General features: G+C 56.2%; 15 protein-coding genes. 10 read left to right on the top strand and 5 right to left on the bottom strand.

Features of this window, described 5'->3' with window-relative positions; genetic code table 11:
* The first annotated feature begins 13 nt into the window (after window positions 1–13).
* Window positions 14–745 (top strand): thioesterase II family protein, encoded by a 732-nt coding sequence (locus KTT_RS15945; protein WP_126596931.1) that lies wholly within the window; start codon window positions 14–16, stop codon window positions 743–745.
* Window positions 746–813: 68 nt separating this feature from the next.
* Here the strand turns inward: KTT_RS15945 and KTT_RS15940 are convergent, their stop codons facing one another.
* From KTT_RS15940 to KTT_RS15925, 4 genes are all read right to left on the bottom strand, one after another.
* A complete protein-coding gene (locus tag KTT_RS15940) occupies window positions 814–1,740 on the bottom strand; it encodes a TIGR03621 family F420-dependent LLM class oxidoreductase (protein ID WP_126596930.1) in 927 nt (308 codons plus the stop codon).
* A gap of 46 nt (window positions 1,741–1,786) precedes the next feature.
* The gene (locus KTT_RS15935) at window positions 1,787–3,088 is read right to left on the bottom strand and encodes an MFS transporter (protein WP_126596929.1); all 1,302 of its coding nucleotides are present in this window, start codon (window positions 3,086–3,088) and stop codon (window positions 1,787–1,789) included.
* A 71-nt stretch (window positions 3,089–3,159) separates the two neighbouring features.
* Window positions 3,160–4,311: a hypothetical protein gene (locus KTT_RS15930; protein ID WP_126596928.1), complete on the bottom strand. Its 1,152-nt coding sequence runs from the start codon at window positions 4,309–4,311 to the stop codon at window positions 3,160–3,162.
* A 65-nt stretch (window positions 4,312–4,376) separates the two neighbouring features.
* Complete coding sequence (locus tag KTT_RS15925; protein ID WP_126596927.1) at window positions 4,377–4,889, bottom strand: hypothetical protein; 513 nt, start codon at window positions 4,887–4,889, stop codon at window positions 4,377–4,379.
* A gap of 632 nt (window positions 4,890–5,521) precedes the next feature.
* Here KTT_RS15925 and KTT_RS15920 point away from each other — a divergent pair.
* The 5 genes from KTT_RS15920 (at window position 5,522) to KTT_RS15900 (ending at window position 12,732) form a co-directional block, all read left to right on the top strand.
* On the top strand, window positions 5,522–6,301 hold the full coding sequence (locus KTT_RS15920; protein WP_126596926.1) for an ABC transporter ATP-binding protein: 780 nt from the start codon (window positions 5,522–5,524) through the stop codon (window positions 6,299–6,301).
* The gene (locus tag KTT_RS15915) at window positions 6,298–9,501 is read left to right on the top strand and encodes an ABC transporter permease (protein WP_126596925.1); all 3,204 of its coding nucleotides are present in this window, start codon (window positions 6,298–6,300) and stop codon (window positions 9,499–9,501) included. Before KTT_RS15920 ends, KTT_RS15915 begins: the two co-directional genes overlap by 4 nt.
* A gap of 20 nt (window positions 9,502–9,521) precedes the next feature.
* Window positions 9,522–10,082, top strand: coding sequence for a hypothetical protein (locus tag KTT_RS15910; RefSeq protein ID WP_126596924.1), 561 nt, complete (start codon window positions 9,522–9,524; stop codon window positions 10,080–10,082).
* 362 nt (window positions 10,083–10,444) lie between these two features.
* The gene (locus KTT_RS15905) at window positions 10,445–12,052 is read left to right on the top strand and encodes a sensor histidine kinase (RefSeq protein ID WP_126596923.1); all 1,608 of its coding nucleotides are present in this window, start codon (window positions 10,445–10,447) and stop codon (window positions 12,050–12,052) included.
* Complete coding sequence (locus KTT_RS15900) at window positions 12,049–12,732, top strand: response regulator (protein WP_126596922.1); 684 nt, start codon at window positions 12,049–12,051, stop codon at window positions 12,730–12,732. Before KTT_RS15905 ends, KTT_RS15900 begins: the two co-directional genes overlap by 4 nt.
* A gap of 16 nt (window positions 12,733–12,748) precedes the next feature.
* On the opposite strand, the gene KTT_RS15895 is transcribed toward KTT_RS15900, so the two are convergent.
* Entirely contained in the window at window positions 12,749–13,915 is a 1,167-nt protein-coding gene (locus KTT_RS15895; protein ID WP_218030900.1) for an aminotransferase class I/II-fold pyridoxal phosphate-dependent enzyme, read from the bottom strand.
* Between the two features lie 999 nt (window positions 13,916–14,914).
* On the opposite strand from KTT_RS15895, the gene glpK reads away from it, so the two are divergent.
* The 4 genes from glpK (at window position 14,915) to dhaK (ending at window position 20,440) form a co-directional block, all read left to right on the top strand.
* Window positions 14,915–16,420: a glycerol kinase GlpK gene (gene glpK / locus KTT_RS15890; protein ID WP_126596920.1), complete on the top strand. Its 1,506-nt coding sequence runs from the start codon at window positions 14,915–14,917 to the stop codon at window positions 16,418–16,420.
* A 117-nt stretch (window positions 16,421–16,537) separates the two neighbouring features.
* Window positions 16,538–17,431, top strand: coding sequence for an MIP/aquaporin family protein (locus tag KTT_RS15885; RefSeq protein ID WP_126596919.1), 894 nt, complete (start codon window positions 16,538–16,540; stop codon window positions 17,429–17,431).
* Window positions 17,432–17,536: 105 nt separating this feature from the next.
* On the top strand, window positions 17,537–19,222 hold the full coding sequence (locus tag KTT_RS15880; RefSeq protein WP_126596918.1) for a glycerol-3-phosphate dehydrogenase/oxidase: 1,686 nt from the start codon (window positions 17,537–17,539) through the stop codon (window positions 19,220–19,222).
* Between the two features lie 216 nt (window positions 19,223–19,438).
* Entirely contained in the window at window positions 19,439–20,440 is a 1,002-nt protein-coding gene (gene dhaK / locus KTT_RS15875; RefSeq protein WP_126596917.1) for a dihydroxyacetone kinase subunit DhaK, read from the top strand.
* Window positions 20,441–20,455: the final 15 nt, after the last annotated feature.

Raw genomic sequence — 20,455 nt, 5'->3', positions numbered from 1 at the left:
GGTATTACCAGCTATGCAACGTTCATCCTGGATCGTGTCAAAACAGGCACGCCCGAAAAACAGGCTCTTCTGCTTCCCCTATGCGGGTGGAGGAGCCAGCATCTACCGCCTCTGGCAGCAGGCCCTGCCGTCAGGGGTGGAGGTCTGCCCTATCCAGCTCCCTGGTCGCGAGACCCGCATCGGTGAGGCGCCCATCAACCAGCTAACGGACCTGCTACCTCCACTGGTGCGGGCGCTCACTCCCTATCTGCATGAGCCGTTCCAGGTCTTCGGCCATAGCATGGGAGCCCTGATCGGCTTCGAGCTCACCCGAGAGCTGCGGCGTCAACAGCTGCCCACACCCACCCATCTCTTTATGTCGGGTCATCGCGCCCCTCAGCTCCCACGCGAGAAGACGCAGACCTGGCAGCTGCCGGACGCCGAATTTATCCAATCACTCAAAAATATGGGGGGAACTCCGGACGCCGTCCTGCAAAACGACGAGCTGATGCAGCTGCTGCTGCCCACGCTGCGCGCCGACTTCGCTATCAACGAAACCTACAACTACCAGCCGGAGCCGCCCCTGAACATCCCCATCACCGTCCTGGGAGGCAGCGAAGATAAAGAGGTCAAGTCAGAAGAACTGGAAGATTGGCAGCGGCAGAGCACCTATCCAATCGACCTGCACATCTTCCCCGCGGGGCACTTCTTCGTCCACAGCCACCAGGCCCAGCTTATAGAGATCATCGCCTCCCACTACATCTAGCCAGGCAAAGTGGTAACGATGATCTATAATGCTACAGCCCAGGGCTGTAGCATTATAGATCATCGTTATTAATTTCCGGCCAGCTTTGCGACTACAGGCGCGAGTGTTTCCATATGCGCTTCTACAACCTCAATGCAAGAGGTACCGAAGAGCTCACGCCTCTCTTGTAGCTTCGCTACAATCTGCTCGGTTGTTCCAACGAGTATATGTAGACAATCTCGTGTCTGTTGGGCCGTCAAGCCAATGTGGCGTCCAATCTGTTGAGCCGCAGCATCAGCATGATCAGTAACAGCAACAATAAAGATCGTTGCACTGAGTTCTAGCTGTGAGAAACGTTCTCCGCCTGCCTGACGTATCCATTGAAGTTTTTCTTTATTGGCATCAGATAAGGCAGATGTCCAGTCCAGCCCTTTTGCGGTACTGCGAGCACTAATACCTATGATATCTGCCTCTCGCGCCGCAATCGATAAGACACGCTTGCCACCACCACCCACATATATGGGAGGATGTGGTTTTTGTACCGTTTTGATTGCCGCCTTCATTTCGTGCATGTGGTAGTATTGGCCGGAAAAGTCCACATATTCCTGGTGAAAATAGGCTTTAATAATCTGAAGAGCCTCTTCAAAACGTGAAATACGATCTCTAACCGAATCAAAAGGAATGCCCGCTTGCTGGTATTCTTGCGCAAGATAACCACATCCAAGGCCGAATTGAAATCGTCCCTCTGAAAAGAGATCGAGGTTCGCCGCCTGGCGCGCCAGCATAAGAGGATGGCGAAAGTCATTGCAGAAAACATGGCTTCCGATACGTAAAGATGTCGCATCTGCAACTGCCATCAAGCTCACAGCCGGGTCAACATCGTAACTCAAATGATCTGGTACTAACAAGGTTGTATAGCCGATATCTTGCGCACGCCGGGCTTTGGTAATCCATTCGTGACGAGATTTTGCTACTTCTGCTACCACACTAAAGCGAAAAGGACGAATAGTTGCCATGAAGGGCAAACTCCTTCTATATAATAAAGATAATCAAAGGTGCCGTTTATCGAACTGATTTCACCGGGACAATAACACCAGCTCCTACACATGCTGTAATAGCCCCGATAAGGAATAAGGCGGAGTAGCTGTGAAAAATAGCCAGCACCACACCAACGACAATAGGAACAAGGATCTGAGGGAGCAGGTTTGCGGTATTGAGAATCGCGAGATCCTTTCCGTTATCGTGTCGTTCTGGGAGCACCTGCGTCTGTAGAGCAAGGTCACCTGAAAGAAAAATTCCAAAGCCTAATCCTAGGATGGCGGCGGCCACGAGCACCAGGGGCCATAGTGGGAAAAAGGCGAGGATGATGAGAGCGAGGGCCATAGTGCAGGAAGCGATGATCACAAATGGCTTTCTTCTTTGTAGACGGTCCGAGATCGCTCCGCTGGTAATAGTTGCAACGACGAGGACCACTGTCGAAAGAACTTGAAAGAGCGCTACTCCCTGGGTTGCCTGCGAATAGTGGACGACATCCTGCAAATAATAAAGAAGATAGCCAACAACTGTATAGTAGCCAAAGATAACAAATGTGCGCCCAATCAGGGTAAGAGAAAAATCTTGACTTTTTAGGGGTCGGAAGAAACTTGCAAAAAACTGCTTGCTCTGAAATGCTGGCATAACATCCTTTGGCAGCACTGCATCTCGTACAAACAGGACGAAGAGCACAATGACGACAACAAGTACAGCCGCCAGCATAAAATAGGATATGCGTGCACCATTGAATACCTGAGCAATTAGCGCCAGTCCAACCACAGAACCTACAGGTAGCGCTAATCCAACGAATGCAGATGCTGTGGCACGCTGACGTAGTGGCACTTGATCAGGAACAAGGGCCGCCAGGCTAGCAATATCGAGATTGATACAAAACTGGAAAAGAATCACGCCTATTGCGACCACTGGAATTGTCGGAGCCAGCCCGAGTAGTACCAGCGAGAGGGCGGAAAGAAGAGCGCCTGCGAGAATCCAGGGGCGGCGGCGACCGAAATGAGAAGTTGTGCGATCAGAAAGCGCACCGGCCAGTAAATTTCCTAGAATAGCCGCGATACCACCGGCCAGAGAAATACCAGCAAGTAGTGCTACTTTATTGGCAGAGTCAAGAGCATTGATTTGATTGGGCAACAATATCTGGAACGTTGGAATAGTACACATCCAAACGACCAGGTTGGCAAGGCTTAAAAATAATTGCCAGCCAGGTGATTTGGATTGTGTAGGAACCCTTAACGCTGCAGGTAGATTACTATCATCTTGCTGTAAAGAGGAACCAGGTACAACAGATTCATCTGACGTTGAAATAAGCCTGGACACGTTTTAATCTCCTTCTATGAACCCTAAAAAGATGCTGAAAAACTCATGGTGGCCTGTATCTATCGCACAGGTTAACCTTGCACGAATTGGTTTCTTTCTGGCCCCTTACCTTCCTGCTCCAAAAGGGGATGTGTAGATGATTGATTCACGGTCAGTTCCAGAATTATTTCATCAATGATGGGGTTTCCACTCCGCTCAAGCTGAAGTGGCATACGGTTTTGTTTGCTCCGATGGATGGCGTTGACGAGATTGGCGGCGGCATTTCTGGTGTGTTGGAGCTCCTGCTCACTTTGCCGGGCACCACGTATGCGCGCATACAAGGTATTCAGTGCTCCCGCAATTGGCCAGAGGCTCTGGGCAGCGGGTAGTGAAATTTGAGTCTGGATGCTTCCATTCGCTATCTTTGAGACTGAATTCACTATCTTCTGAATATCTGCATCGAGTTGTTGCTTTTCTCGGGCCATGGCAGCTTCGCGGTTAGCCATAAAGCGTTGCACTTTAGCAATCTCTTTTGCTCTATCTCCTAGAGCAAGGGCACGTAGAACGTTGCGCATTACGGGATAGATCACCCCTATCACAAAAAGAAGGAGATAGAGAGGGCGTGTCACGACTTCATAGCCATCAACCTTCATCGTTTGCATTAAATCAGGAGCATAAGGCATCTTGTAGAAAACCAGGCCTATGAAGGCTGTGTTAACCAATGCTATGATAAAAACACTTGCGGGCGGTAAGAGCGCTAACGCTACAAGTGTTGGTTCTACAACCATGATATCAAAAACGGGGAGTGTATTGGTTGTTAAACCTCCCGGCCAGGTAAGAATAGAGATAGCAAGCGAGATGTTCATCGCTATGACGACCATCAACCGGCCGGTGAAGCCTTTGCCAATCCTATTTAAAAATAATGCAAAACTAATGATAGTGAGGAGTACACAGAGAACAATAAAGAGTGCTGGCGCATGAAGAATAAGCGAAGTAGGAATAGCAAGGATGATCAGTGAACCAGCAGTTATCGCAAGCACTGTACTTGTGAGTCTTCCCATACGCGCAGCTTCGCGTAATTCAAAGCTTGCGGTTAGCGGCTGCATGGGCGGTGCGGTGAGATGGTACCAAAACTTAAATATCCCATCTCGCTCATGTATGCGAGGATCAAGCTCAATAAGCTCTGCAACCTCATTAGAAATATCGTCTTCCACTGGAAGCGGATTTAGTGGTGATCTTCTCATCAGAAAACCTCTCCCTTTTACTAGCATTCCCGAAAATGTGATACGGTATCAGATGTTAATGCCATTTATTGCCCTCCATAAAACGCGATCAATCCTTGACGGTGCAAGACTACAAACACTTCGAGTACTTTTTCGGCGTTTTGCTCATGTGTTAACAACATGACGATATGATTGACAGATGACCTGCCATCACTTAGCGCGTAGACATCTCGATACAAGCGAGGCCATGTCATAAAATCCTGTTGGAGAATTGGATACGTGCGATAAGGGATGGGTGATGATGATGCCGGTACACGAGAGCGAGACGGTACATTCTGTGCTCTCCCTGGTAGCTGAGTTTCTGTAAAGTTCCATTCAAGCACTTGATTCTGTACCAGTTTAACTGCTGCTTCTCCAGAGACGATCTCCTTGCCCCATCTATCTTTCACTGAACAGGCTCTAATAGATCCTTCCTCAAGTTGTAGAAAAATATGGCAGCGATCTTTTATCCCGGGCACATGTGAAAATTCGGCACGCAGACTGCCCGTACTTTGTCCAAGCATAAGTAGTAAGGTTCTCAGGTCAAGACGGTATATCATTTCTTTAACTATTTTCCCTTATCGTATGGAATGGACTTAAATGCGTCTGCTTATTTTTGGGTAAAGTCGTATTTGTAAGAAGATAACTCCAGGAAAGTAGGAAAATATGGTTTTTCGCTGCTATAATGCAGCTAATCCTGGTGTCTCCTCATTCTTTGTCACTGGAACCCCTATCGCCTGTGATTTGCTTTTCTCTAATTAATATGTGACCTGCTAATACGACTGCTCAAATACTCAAAGTATATTTGCATATACTTTCCTGATTGTAGCATATAATTTTGTAATCGAGCAATATGGTACTACTAAAGGATATTAAATTATAATAAGATATTAACAGCTCAGATAAATTATCAATGCACCACTCAGCTTTAGAGAACCACTCCTGCCTTTTTAGCAAAATACACAAAGTAGAACTTGAGCAGGCTGAATGTGCTTTAGTGCTTCCAGCTTATTCGACGCTCAATACTTCAACTAATCGCCGTAATCACAACACCGCCTCCGGGCGGAGCGCGGAATCCTTCTCGCGACCGATGACGGGGGTGATTTCCTCAGGCATACTCCAGGTGAACCAGAAAAACATAGATGTTCACGGGGTTCTTAGACTATGGTTCGCAAAGGAGTACGCTCTACATATGCAACATCTTTCTCCAGCACCACTGCGTCTTTCTGAGGATGAGATCATGATTGAGGCCATAGCTATTCGCAAGGAGTTTACCACCGGAGCCCTGCATGTGCAGGCGTTGAAAGGGGTAGATCTGCGGATAGCGCGTGGCGAAGTCGTCGCGATTATGGGTCCGAGCGGATGCGGCAAGACGACCTTGCTCAATTGCCTGAGCGGCCTGGACGCGGTGACTTCGGGATTGATCAGGATCGCCGGGCGCGATATTCGCAGCCTCTCGGATAGGGAGTTGACCGCTTTTCGGGCCCGGGAAATGGGCTTTATCTTTCAAACCTATAACCTGCTCCCGGTCCTGAGCGGGTTGGAGAATGTAGAACTGCCCCTGCTGGTTAGCGGGGTGAGGGCCAGAGAGGCCAGGGCACGCGCACAGGCAAGTATTGAGTGGGTGGGATTAACCAGGTGGGCGCGGCATCGGCCCGCCGAGATGAGTGGTGGACAGCGCCAGCGCTTCGCCATCGCCCGCGCCCTGGCGACCGCGCCAGCACTGGTGTGGGCCGATGAACCAACCGGCGCACTGGATAGCATCACCAGCCAGGAGATTATCGATCTGATGCTGAGGCTCAACCGCGAACATGGCCTGACCTTTGTCTGGGTCACACACGCTCCAGAAGTGGCACGGCAGGCCCAGCGTCTCATCACGATGCGTGACGGCCTGATCGAGCATGATTCCCTGCAAACGGCAGCGCGGCAGTCCCTTTCTCCACAGGTGCCAGAAAATGGAGGCATGCGATGAGCCTGAGCCTTTTTCCAGCGATCTCTCCAACGGTGCTGGCCCTGACCCTGGCTGCGGTGACAGGAGGGATGGTATTCGTGTTGTTGGGATTGGCATTGAGCAATCCACTCCTCCTGCGCATGGGGATGCGTAATACGGTGCGCAGACCGGGCAAAACGCTGCTGCTGCTCTGTGGGCTGGCTCTGGCTACGACGGTTATTACCGCCTCGTTCGGCCTGCAGGACAGCTTTAGCAGTTCCGCGACGGAGCAGAGGATCACCCACATGGGCCTGGTCGATGAGAGCGTAACCGGTCCGTTTACGCAAGATCAGCTTGATGGTGGGCTGGCCCGCATCCGGGCCTTTCCACAGGTACAGGCGGCCAGCGCGCTCGGCATCTATCCGCAGAGCCCGACCGTGACCTCGCTGCGTACAGGGTTCGCGGTTCATGACGTCGATTTTTATGCCCTTCCTCCCGACTTCAATCAGGTCTATGGCCCACTCACCAATGTGCAGGGGCAGGAGGTCCAGGTAGCGGATCTCCAATCCGGAGAGGCCCTGATAAGCGCCTCGCTCGCGCAAGGACTTGCTACCAGGGTTGGCGACCGTGTGCAGCTTACATTCGGAGACAAAAGGGTGACGGTCACGGTGCGCGCGCTGCTCTCCAATGACATTGGGGTCACGGCAGGAGAGGCGATCACGCCCACGACGGCGCAAATTATGCTGCCCCTGGCAGCGGCCCAGCAGATCGATCCTGAGCCGCCCAACACCATCAGTATCAGAAATATCGCATCGGCGCATAGCCAGGCGGTGGTGGATTTTTTGCGGCAGGTATTTCCCGGCGCCTCTGCCCGTCTCGATATTCCGCACGCGCTTGGTCAAACCAGTTTCGACGCCTTCAGAATACATCCGCTCAAGCCAGAGGTCGTCCAGGAGACGCAGACGCTGGCGGTGAATAAGATCGTGTTCCTTTCGCCTGTCGGTCAGCAATTCACCTGGCTGCCGCCTCTGTTCACCTGTTTGCTAGTCGGCACTGGCATGCTGCTGCTTGCCCTGCTGGTCATTTTGCTAGCCGCTGAACGGCGCGCGGAACTGGGGATGAGCCGCGCCCTGGGCCTGTATCGCTCACATCTCGTGCAGCAGCTGCTCTTCGAGGGCTGTGGCTATGGGATGGTGGCGGCCCTCCCAGGCATCCTGATGGGCATCGGCGTGACGGCGCTGGAACTGGCACTGTTCGCGGCCCTCCCCAGGCTGGGCGTCGGTGTGGCGGCGAACAGCGTACCCGTCCCTGTACTGCAATCAGGCGCGCTGCATCTATGGATAAGCTGGCAGAGCCTGCTCACCTCCTGGTGCCTTGGCGTCCTCGTCACCGTGGCAACAGTCCTGATAGTGGCGATCTGGATCAGTCGGACCAATATCGTCGCCGCCATGCGCGACCTGGATCAGCCAGCGCAGACATCCCCATCATTCCCCGAGCTCTTGCGGGCGCTCTGGTCTCCCGCGCCTTCGAAAGAGCAGGAAAAGGAATCACCCGCGCGGCGTTTTGAGCGCGTGATTGAGACGCTTGGCGCATTGCTGTGGGGACTTTGCGCACGTGGGCTGCTCGGTCTGCTGATCGGGGCTGCTCTGCTTGTCTGCGCCGGACCTGCCATCTCCGGCTGGCTACACCTGACCGGTGAGATGCTGTTGACCGGTGGGGGCGCATTGCTGTGTGGCTGGCTCCTCTCGCTAGCACGGATACCAGTCTTGATCACGCGTCGCCTGGGCCTTACGCTTCTGGGAGGGAGCTGGCTGGCCCTGGGGATATTCCAGGGGAACGCCTTTCTTGCCCTCTTCCAACCTGTAGTTGCCTTCGCGGGCACCCCATCGGCCCTGGAACTGCTGCTGAACATGCTGCTGCCTGTGCTGGGCGCGGTCATCCTGGTGATCAGCAATCTCGATCTGCTGGCAACGCTGCTCTCAGCAGGACTGCGGCGGGTGCCGGTAATCGCGCCGATCAGCCGCGTCGGCCTGGCCTATCCGCTGACGTTCCGTTCTCGCACAGGGATCACGGTTACGCTGCTTGGTCTGATTATGTTTCTGGTGCTACTGCTGGTCACCACCAACCTGGGAGCGATCCAGGAAGCGGAATCGGCCAGCAGTTCCGGCGGCTTTCAGCTGCAAGCCACAACCTTTGGTTCACAGCTGGCCCGCTATCCCGCTTTATCGGGACAGTTACAGGCGCTGCAGAGCCATCACGCACCTGGACAGGATTTCGCGTCTGTGGGCCTGATACGCCTGATGTACAATTATCCTCAAAGCGGTCAGGTTCAGCCGCTCCGTCTGAACCTGAATGGTGGAACGCTAATTTATCCACTGAATACACCGCCGCAGGTCGCTGATGAGGGATTTCTGGCGAGCTCAACGTTACCACTGTATGCGCGGGCGCGAGACTTTAGCTCCGACCGGCAGGTATGGGACGCGGTGCGCAGTCATCCAGGAGATGTCGTGCTCCAGTATGACGCAAGTATAGCGGGCCTGCCAGCCAGTTCTGGCTTCACGCCGTTTACCGTAGAGATTCCCGATAGTTCAGCGTCCACGGCCCACTATCATCCGGCTACCGTCATCGGGTTGATGCCTGCCAACGCCGCCTGGCGTGTCCTGCTCTCCCTTGATAGCGCGCGGAAGATAGCTTCACCGCCGTACATCGACTTTCTCAGCACCTACCTGTTCCGTCTTCGGCCGGGCGTGAGCGAGGCGCAGGCGGCGCAGCACCTGAATACCTTTCTGGACGCTGCCAGCCGGGGCATCGCCATCCAGTCGCTTGACCGGGGAAGCCTTAACGGGGTCACGCAGATCTTTACGCTGCTGCTGGGGAGCGACCTGGCGCTGGGCCTGCTCTTTGGCGCGCTGGCCATCAGTGTGATTACCAGCCGCGCGGTCGTGGAGCGACGCCAGCAGATCGGCATGCTGCGCGCACTGGGCTTCTCCCGTTCGCTGGTCTGGCGTGCGTTTCTGCTGGAAACCTGCTTTGTAATTGCGATCGGGCTGCTGGTGGGCGCGGCGCTGGCCCTGTTCCTCGCTTACCAGATCGCTCGTGCGACCTATCAGGATTTTCCGCTTCCCCTGGGTCCGGTCGCGGGCATCGTACTCGCTGCTTTCCTGATAGCCCTCATCTGTACCATCTTGCCAGCCCGCCGCGCCGCGCAGGTATATCCGGCGGAAGCGCTACGCTATGAGTAAGGAAGAAGAGGTACTCAGCAATGAATGATCCCAACACTGTTTCTGACAATAATGCGCCACAAAGCGGCTTCGGGCGTACTCTGCTGTCTAAACGGCCAGAACATCATGGCAAAAATGGCGTAGGAGCGTTCCTGTTCATCCTCTGCGGGTGCCTGCTGCTCCTGGGAGGCGTGGGAGCGCTCATCTGGCAGCTGAACTCGCCGCTGGAGGCCAATACTTCTACGGCCGCCAGCACAGCTCCTGCCAGCTCTGCTCAGTCAGGAAAGCAACCGCAGGGCTGTACAGGGGCGCGCGAGCCGGTCAATGTCATACAGCAGCAGATGGCGGCGAACCTGCACCTGAACGTTGCCCAGGTGCAGGCGCGCGTCCTGGCGGGCAAGACCATCGCGCAGATCGCCACAGAGCAGGGTCTGACCGCGGCGCAGTTGCACAACGTCGAGATCCAGGCGCTACATACGGCCAACAGCCGCTGGCTCAGTATGGGCTGCATCACGCCACAAGACGTTCAGGAGAACCTGAAACGCGACACCGGTTCAACCACCTTTATGGATACAGAGTTCACGGACTGGTTTAAACACTAGCGAGCGCGAAGAGATTCGTGCGCAAGGCCCAATACATTCAATGTAAGATCCTGCAAAACGAGAAAAGACCACAGTACGTGCGGGGCTTGCCCTCGCTTGCTTCCTCGCTGCTCGAAAAAGCAACCAACATGATGCGATGCATCGCGTTCAACCGTACCTGGTCGCATTCAAGGAACCTTTCATTTTGGGAGACAAGCAAGCGGGGGCAAGCCCCGCACGTACTGTGGTCATATGCCTTTTTCCACTCGCTAAAGTTGAAAGTATTAGGCGTAAGACCCGGGCCTGGCACTTGCGCTGGGAGCACGATCTGAGCATAATACTCTTACAGCATGATTTAGAGCAGCGAAGGAAGAGAGAAGCGTATGCATCGCCTGTTTCGACCATTCCACAAATTACAGTGGCAACTATCCCTCTCATATCTCCTGGTCATCGTGATTGCCATACCAATTCTATCGGGCGCGGGCCTGGCGCTGGTGGCGCTCACCCCTGCGCCAACTCCAGCGCAGAGACTGGTGCGGCTACTGACTCATGAAGTGGTGCCGCTGGTGCCCCGTTCGCTCGATAGCCAGAACGCGACGGCGCGCACCAGGCTCAACGCCTGGGCCATCAATTTCGTGCTAAATCAACGTCCAGTGAAACAGGGAACGGGTCCGCAGGTACCACAGCTCAATGCCTCAGAGATACTCGCGCTCGCGATCCTTGATCATGCGGGACGCATAGCTGGTTCAGATCCCTCTCTTCCATCTCACGATGCAGCCATCGACCCATCCAGCCTGGCTTTCTTTCTTCAGAAAATGCATATCAACGGACCCGCCTCCCAGCAGGTGATCCGTGCGGCCTTTGCCGATCCACAGAATCAGGCGGATCTTGTCACTACGTTGCCCGATGGGCAGACGCTGGCGGCGGTCCCGTTGTTTGATACACATCAGAGCGTGAGCGGGGTGCTCTTCGTATGCGTGCGCGGCCTGCGCAGCGATCCGCAGACGACGGGCATCTTAGACAAGCTCTCCGCCTGGCTACCAGGAAGCGGTTCATACACTGGCAATGGCCTCCCCAGACTGCTGTTTTACGCGCTGCTGCTCCTGCTCGTCTTTAGCATTATCGGCACGCTCTTTGGTATCGGCATAGCTCGGCGGATTACGGGACGTTTGCAGCGGATCACGGTGGCGGCACACGCGTGGAGCGAGGGCGACTTCCAGGTTCATGTGCTGGATCATGCATCAGATGAACTTGGTCAGCTCAGCCGGGATCTCAATCAGATGGCACGCCAGATCGAGAATCTGCTGGCAACGCGGCAGCAGCTGGCACAGGTCGAGGAACGACAGCGGGTCGCGCGCGACCTGCACGATTCCGTCAAGCAGCAGGCATTCGCGCTGACGCTGTTGATCGGCACGGCCCAATCTCGTCTCCCGGACGATCCGTTGCTAGCCCGTGGACAACTTCAGAGGGCGGGTGAGCTGGCCGACCAGATTCGTCAGGAGTTGACGGCCATCCTTCAGCAGTTACGCCCGGTGGCCTTGATCGGGCAACACTTGCAGGCGGCACTGCGCGATTACGTTCACCAGTGGTCGTCGCAGACCGGGATTGGATGCGAGTTTGAGGCTTCAGATCTACCAATCGGGTCAGAGGGGTCAGCGCTGCGTCCCGAGGTTGAGGAGGCGCTTTTCCGCGTGGTTCAGGAGGCTCTGGCGAACGTCGCGCGCCATAGTCAGGCCAGCCAGGCCAGGGTTCACTTAGAGCAGGGATGCGACCAGGTATGCCTGCGTGTCGCGGATAACGGCAAGGGCTTTCTGGCCGCGCAGACCGCTGGCGATGGGCATGGGCTCGCCAATATGCGCGCCCGCGTAGAGGCGTTAGGAGGGACCCTGCTGATCAAAAGCGCTCCCGGAGAGACGATTGTAACAGGATGTATTCCGCCTGGCGAAGACACGCAGGGTCTGACAGACAAGAGAAAGCGAGAAGTCGTATGAGCGAATTGATTACCATCCTGCTGGTCGATGATCACGCCCTGGTGCGCGAGGGGGCGCGTGCCTTTTTGGAGACGCAACCCGGCTTCGCGGTAGTTGGCAGCGTCGGCTCCGGCGGGGAGGCCGTGCTCGTGGTCGCGGATCTCGCGCCCGATGTCGTGCTGATGGACCTCGTCATGCCGGGCATGGATGGTATCGAGGCCACGCGCCGCCTGAAGCAGCAGAGCCCCCGCTCGCAGGTCATCGTGCTCACCTCTTATCACGACGATGAACATATCTTCCCGGCTATCCGCGCGGGCGCGCTCTCGTATCTGCTCAAAGATGTCCTCTTGCCCGAACTGGCCAGCGCGATCCGCAAGGCGGCCAGCGGTGAGGCGGTGATGCATCCCCATGTGGCCGCGCGCATCGCCCAGGAGCTAGCCAGCCTCCCCGCGCCTGACCGCGAGCATTATGCCCAGCTAAGTGAACGTGAGCGAGAAGTGCTAAACCTCATTGCCGCTGGCCTGCCCAACGGAGAGATCGCGCGTCGGCTCGTGATCAGCGAGAAAACCGTGAAGAGCCATGTTAGCAATATCCTTAGCAAGCTCCATCTGCTGGATCGCACCCAGGCCGCTGTCTTTGCCTGGCGCGAGGGCTTCGTCTCCCGTTTTCCCGACCAGGATAGACAGAATTATTCTTCCTGAAGACGGTGACACCGGCTCAGGCCCGCAGCTTGCCCAGCAGTTTTTTGGCCTGCAGCAGCGCCTCATCGCTCTTGCAGAAGGAGAAGCGCACATAGTCGCGGCCGATGTGGACATGATCGCGGCTATACATGCTCTCGGGCGGGATGCAGGCCACGCCGATCTCTTTGATCAGGTGGTGCGTAAAATCGCGCGGCATCCCTTTAAACACGTCGGAGAAGTCGGCCATGATAAAGTAGGTGCCCTCGGGCGCGCGGTACTTGAGACCGGAGCCATCCAGCGCATCCATCAGCAGCCGCATCTTGCCCTCATACATGCTGCGGAACTCGTCATAGTATTGATCGGACTGGTTGAGCGCGTAGGCGACCGCCTCCTGGGTGGGATGGTGGACGGCGAAGATGGTGAACTGGTGCGCCCTGGCCACGCCTTCCAATACGGCGGGATGCCCATAGGCCCAGCCGATCTTCCAGCCGGTGGCGCTGAAGGTCTTGCCAGAACTACTGACGGTGACGGTGCGCTCAAACATGCCGGGCAGCGTGGCGATGGGGATGTAGCGGGCATCCCCGAGTGTCAGGTGCTCATAGACCTCATCATTGATCACGATTACGTCATGCTCGATGCATAGATCAGCGATCAGCGACAGCTCCTCGCGCGTAAAGACGCGACCGGTGGGATTATGCGGCGAATTGAGGATCAGGACCCGCGTCCTGGCTGAGAATGCGGCGCGCAGCTCAGCAGGATCAAAGGTCCAGGTCGGCGGGTGCAGCGGCACAAAGACCGGCGTGGCCCCGGCCATCAGGATGTTGGGGACATACGAGTCGTAAAATGGCTCGATGACGATCACTTCATCGCCAGGATTGACCAGCCCTAACACGCAGGAGAGCAGGCCCTCGGTCGCCCCTGCCGTCACGATCACTCCCTGATCTGGATCGATGTCCAGCCCATAAAAGCGCGCCGCGTGATTGGCCACCGCATGGCGCAGGGAGGCCACCCCTGGTCCAGGCGCGTATTGATTCAGCTGGCCCGACTGCGCCGCCTTCACCAGTTCCGCCACGATATCGGCCGGCGTATCAAAATCGGGCTTCCCCTGCCCCAGGTTCAAAGCATTGTATTGCTGCGCCAGTACATTGATCTCTGTGAAAATAGTGGTGCCGAAGGTCTCCACCCGCTGAGCAAAAATAGACATGCACATACTCCCTTTACATTGGCTATAAAGCTCTCTGCGACGCTCCCAGAGATTGTGACTGCTCCGGGCGACGTCACAGCATACCTGTTTATCAAAACTCTCTCTTTCGTTTTGCTTATTATATACACACATCATAGAAGCCAGGCAATGAAAGCTGTCCGATCAGAAGTACGTCAATTTTTGCAACTTATTTTCTTACTTTTCTTTGCCTGGTATATTCCTCATAGGCATGGAGATAAGGCAACAAGAAACCCCGAGTGCACCCGAAGGTTCAGCCCTCGCGGCCAATACGTTCAATTTTAGCGTGGGCAACAAGAAACACGATCATGTCCCCGTAGGCGGCATAGGATTGCGGCCGGATTGACACGCAGAATGCACAAAAAGCAGCAATCCGGCCTTGTGCATGCCGCACCCGTTCACGTACGATATTGTTCCTAAAAAGCGAGTAAAGCGATCCTATAATCATGTGTAATCCAACATTTCGTACGTCAACAGAGCGGCATGCACGAGGCCGGATTGCTGCCTGAGCGGCATGCTCGCATATCGAGAAGGCCGCAATCCTATGCCGCCTACGGGAACATGATCGTGTTCTGCCAACATTTTTTCTCTTTTTCTTGCGTTGTGTTTATGTAAAATTTTGGATTATGTCCAGCGCATTATAAAGCTATCCTTTATGGCATCTTGATATGGTATACTAGTGTTGCATAAAAAATAATATAGCAACGCCATTATGTTCTGCTGCCGTATGACAAAGGAGGCGGTACAGAAGAGGCGATAGATCATCGGGTGGGGAATTTCAAACACAATCCCAATTATTTCTCGGCTTCATTTTGAGCAAAAACCTTCCAACTTACAGGCCTGTGAGGACGCAGGATAACCAGCATTTGCGGGCACTACAAGCCAGTTCAGAAACAAATTGGCATGCCTTACGTGCTACTTGTAGTGACACTACCGGGCGTTGACACTGTAGTACAACGTTTTAGGAGGAGGAGTTTTTCAATGGCTCACTTTGTGTTAAGTTTGGATCAGGGCACCACCAGTTCACGAGCAATCCTCTTCAATCATCAGGGTAACATCGTCAGTGTAGCGCAGCAGGAATTTCCGCAGATCTATCCGGCGCCGGGCCTGGTTGAGCACAATCCAGAGGACATCTGGTCCAGCCAGCTCAAGGTGGCGCAGGATGTCTTGAAGAAGGCCGGGGCCTCCGCTTCAGATGTGGTTGGGATCGGCATTACCAATCAGCGTGAGACGGCCATCGTCTGGGAGAAATCAACTGGCAAGCCGGTCTTTAACGCCATAGTCTGGCAGAGCCGGCTGACGGTCCCCATCTGCGATGCCCTGACGGCAAAGGGCTTCGACACGGTGATCCGCGAGCGCACCGGCCTGGTGACCGACGCCTACTTCTCGGGGACCAAGGTGAAGTGGATTCTGGATAACGTCGAGGGGGCGCGCGAGAAGGCCGAGCGGGGCGCGCTGCTCTTCGGCACCGTCGATACCTTCCTCATCTGGCGCCTGACAAAGGGACGGGTCCATGTCACCGACTATACCAACGCCTCTCGTACGCTCCTCTTCAATATCTACGACGGCAAATGGGATGACGTGATCCTGCAGGAACTTGACATCCCGCGTTCGATGCTGCCACAGGTCATGCCCTCCAGCGCGATTTACGGCGAGACGGCCGCCGAGTTCTTCGGCAAGCCGATCCCCATCTCAGGCATCGCCGGGGACCAGCAGGCCGCCACCTTCGGCCAGGTCTGCTACCAGGTCGGCATGGCCAAGAACACCTACGGCACCGGCTGCTTCATGCTGATGAATACCGGTGACAAAGGCATCGCCTCACAGCATGGCCTGCTCACCACCATCGCCTGGGGATTGGGCAGCAAAGAGAAGCCGAAGCTCACCTACGCGCTTGAGGGCAGCATCTTCGTAACTGGCGCCGCCGTGCAATGGCTGCGCGACGGCCTGAAGGCCATCCGTTCCAGCGTCGAGGTCGAGAGCCTGGCGCTCACCGTCGAGGATAATGGTGGCGTCTACATGGTGCCGGCCTTTGTGGGCCTGGGCGCCCCCCACTGGGACCCATACGCCCGTGGGATCATCGTCGGGCTGACGCGTGGCACGATGATCGGGCATATCGCCCGCGCCGCCATCGAGAGCATGTGTTACCAGACCCGCGAGGTGCTGGAGGCGATGAGCGCCGATAGCAACATCACCGCCAGCACACTGCGCGTCGACGGTGGCGCCGTCGTCAACAACCTCCTGATGCAGTTCCAGGCCGACATCCTGGGCATCCCGGTGCAGCGACCAGAGATCGCCGAGACCACGGCGCTGGGCGCGGCCTACCTGGCGGGCCTGGCCGTCAAATTCTGGCAGGATCAGCAGGAGCTCAGCCGGCTCTGGTCGATCGACCGCACCTTCGAGCCGAAGATGAGCCAGGACCAGCGCGAAAGCCTGTACACCAACTGGAAACGCGCCGTAGAGCGCTCCCTGAACTGGGCAAAAGAATAACAATACTCTCCATTCTTCATACATTGACAGATCCATATCTGGTAACGGCGGGATATGGATCTCAACCTCGTATTGCGACCACATGTAGACCAACATTACACGATGGGAGAACAAGTTATGGAAAGGCCCGTTGTTAATAGTACCTCACCGATGGCAGGTACGTTAGGGGAATGCGTCGCCGAGTTCATCGGCACCATGATCCTTTTGCTGTTTGGAGATGGCTGCGTCGCCACATTCGCGCTCTTCAACACGCTGGGACCCAACGGGAGCCCGACGACGCCGACGCCCTTCGCCAACCAGTGGATCGTAATCGCCCTGGGCTGGGGCCTGGCGGTCATGCTCGGCATCTACGTAGCCGGCGCCATCAGTGGCGCCCACCTCAATCCAGCCGTCACCCTGGGCTTCGCGGTACGCGGCAAATTCGCCTGGAACAAGGTCCTCCCCTACATGGGAGCCCAGATGCTGGGCGCGTTTATAGCCGCCGCCATCCTCTTCTTCGTATATAGAGGAGCGATTGATCACGCCGTCAGCCTGGCGGCGGCAAAAGGTGGTACAATTACCAGTGAAGCAGGCGGTGTCTTTTATACCAGTCCCAAGTTCTTTGTAGGAACCTTCGGGGCCTTCTGCGACGAATTCGTAGGTACGGCCTTGCTGGTCGGCTTAATCTTTGCCATTGTCGATGCGCGCAACCAGCCGGTGCAGGCGAACCTCAACCCATTGATCATCGGCTTCCTGATCGTCGCGATTGGCGCCTCGTTCGGACTCAACACAGGTTACGCGATCAATCCGGCCCGCGACTTTGGTCCGCGTCTCTGGATCGCCCTGGTTGATGGTGGCCGCAGCCTGACTTCATACACCTGGATTCCAATCGTCGCTCCACTCCTGGGGGGTGTCGCCGGAGCCTTTATCTATGATTTCACGATAGGCAAGGTGATCGAAGCCAAAAAGCTTCAGCAATCTGGCGATGCTATCTCTCGCGGTGAAGCCGTCCGTGAACCGGCAGTAGATTAGCGCTTTATCATAGTTTTTGGATGAAAGGACGAAAATACAGTGGAAGAGCAGAGAGGCGCTAGCATCCTCCAGCCATCCGCTGTATTTTCGTGAAAGTAACAAGCTATGCAACCCCTATCCGCACGCGAACGCGCGTCCAATCTCAACGAACTGGCGCATAACACATTTGATATCCTGGTCATCGGCGGCGGTGTCACCGGCGCGGGCGTCGCGCTCGACGCCGTGGCACGCGGCTACTCGGTCGCCCTCGTTGAGAAGGCTGATTTTGCCAGCGGCACCAGCAGCAAATCAACCAAACTTGTTCATGGCGGTATCCGCTATTTGCCCAATTTCGACATCTCCCTGGTGCATGAGGCCCTGGTTGAACGCGGACTGCTGCTCCAAAACGCGCCCTTCCTGGTCTCCCCGGTCGCCTTTGTGCTGCCGATCTATGAAGGCGACAAACACCCGGTCGGCATGCCCTTCACCACTCCCAAAGGGATCGGTCTGAATCGCCTGCTGGATGCCGGACTGTGGATGTATGATGGATTGGCTGGCCGCCGCAACATCTCACGCCACCATCATATCAGCCGCCAGGAGGTCCTGGAGCGCGCCCCGACCCTGGTGTCCGAGGGACTGAAAGAGGGCTTCATCTACTACGATGGGCAGACCAACGACGCCCGCCTGACCATGGCCGTACTGCATACGGCGGTCCGCTCAGGCGCGCTGATCGCCAACTACACCGAGGTCACCGGCTTTGAGAAGGCGAATAATCGCATTACCGGGGCCATCGTCCACGACGTCATCGGCGATCAGCAGTTTACGGTGCGCGCCCGCCACATCGTCAACGCCACCGGCGTCTTCTCCGAACAGGTAGAGTCGCTGGCCGAAGAGACGCCCGAGCTGCTGGTCGAGCCCAGCAAAGGGGTCCACCTGGTCCTCTCGCGCGAACAGCTGCAGCTGGGTGATGACGCCATCGTCCTCCCTGAGACCGAGGATAAGCGCATTCTGTTCATCGTCCCCTGGGAGTCGCGCGCCATCTACGGCACCACCGACACCGGCACCGGCGATCTCAACCATCCCACCGCTTCCCAGGATGATATCTCATACCTGCTGAAATATCTGAACCGCTACCTCACGGTCAGCATAAGCGAAGACGATATTATCAGCACCTACGCCGGCTATCGTCCACTGGTCAAGCCACGGCAGAAGAACGCCTCGACCGCGAAGCTGTCGCGCACCCATGCCGTCATCGAGAGTCCCTCGGGACTGGTGACGATCACGGGCGGCAAGCTCACCACCTATCGCCGCATGGCGCAGGATATGCTGGACCTGATCAACCGCCGCGATAGCGTGAAGCCGGTGCATCCCACCGAGTCACTACCCCTGCAGGGAAGCGCGGCCTGGCCCCTGACCCAGCACGAACTGCAGAGGCGTGGCACGCGTCTTGGCCTGAGCTCAAACATTATCCAGCACCTGGGTGGCGCCTATGGCTCGAACGCCACCATCATCATGGACCTGGTCGAACATGATCCTGGGCTGGGCCTACGCCTGATCGATGATCTCCCCTACATCAAGGCCGAGGTCATCTACGCCTGCCGCTACGAGATGGCCATGAAACCCGCCGACATCCTGTCGCGCCGCACCTCGATCGTACTCGAAGATCGCGAACGCGGCCAGGGCGTCGTTGACGAAGTCACCCACCTGATGGCCCAGGAACTCAACTGGCCCTCCAGTGAGCAACAACAACTAACACAAACCTATCTCTCACAGATCCAGAACCAGGTCACGGCCGAAAAACACCAGATATAAAGCTCAATACGATCACATTGAGAGAATGCGAGAGAAAATGAACGCGCAAAAGAAACAACCACCATAGGTTCGGCCCTCGCGGCCGATTTCTCCTCGCGTTTGGGGAAGGTTTTCGTGCGTGGAGGGGAAATCGGCCGCGAGGGCCGAACCTACGAGGCCCATTCGCACTCTTCGTCAACAGGGAATGTCATACGATAGGACCGAAAGGAAAAGGCAATGAAAAAGCTCATCAATCAAACCGAAGATGTCGTCAAGGAAGCCCTGGCCGGCATGGCCCTCGCCCACGCCGACCTGATCAACGTCGATCTTGAGCAGCAGTTTATCGTACGTAAGGACGCGCCGATCAAGAACAAGGTCGGCGTCATCTCCGGCGGCGGTAGCGGCCACGAACCGATGCACGGCGGATACGTCGGCTACGGCATGCTCGACGCGGCCTGTCCCGGCGCCGTCTTCACCTCACCGGTTCCCGACCAGATGCTCGCCGCCACCAAAGCGGTCGATGGCGGAGCGGGCGTCCTGCATATCGTCAAAAACTACACGGGCGACGTGATGAACTTTGAGATGGCGGCCGAACTGGCGGCAGCCGAAGGGATCGAGGTGGTCAGCGTCGTCACCAACGACGATGTAGCGGTACAGGACAGCCTCTACACCGCCGGTCGTCGTGGCGTCGGCGTCACCGTACTGCTGGAGAAGATCGTCGGCGGACTGGCCGAGACTGGCGCCCCGCTGGCCCAGGTGGCCGAGATGGCGCGCCAGGTCAACAACCAGGGACGCAGCATGGGCATGGCCCTGACCTCGTGTACGGTCCCGGCGGCCGGCAAGCCAACCTTTGAGTTGGGCGAGGACGAGATGGAGATCGGCATCGGCATCCACGGCGAGCCCGGTCGCCGGCGCGCCAAACTGGCCAGCGCCGCCGATATCACCGAGACGCTGACCACCCCCATCGTCGAAGACCTGGGGCTCAAAGCCGGCGAACAGGTGCTGGCCATGGTCAACGGCATGGGTGGAACCCCACTGCTCGAACTCTATATCGTTTTCAACGAGCTGGAACGTATCTTAAAAGGAAGGTCAATTTCGATCGCGCGCTCCCTGGTCGGCAATTACATTACGTCCCTGGAGATGGCCGGCTGCTCGATCACCCTGGTGCGGCTCAACGATGAACTGATCAAGTACTGGGATGCGCCGGTACATACGCCCGCGCTGCGCTGGGGCCGTTAAACGTGCATTACAGGA

It is taken from the genome of Dictyobacter aurantiacus (assembly GCF_003967515.1).
GTDB lineage: Bacteria > Chloroflexota > Ktedonobacteria > Ktedonobacterales > Ktedonobacteraceae > Dictyobacter > Dictyobacter aurantiacus.
This window is presented reverse-complemented; position numbering and strand designations above follow the sequence as displayed.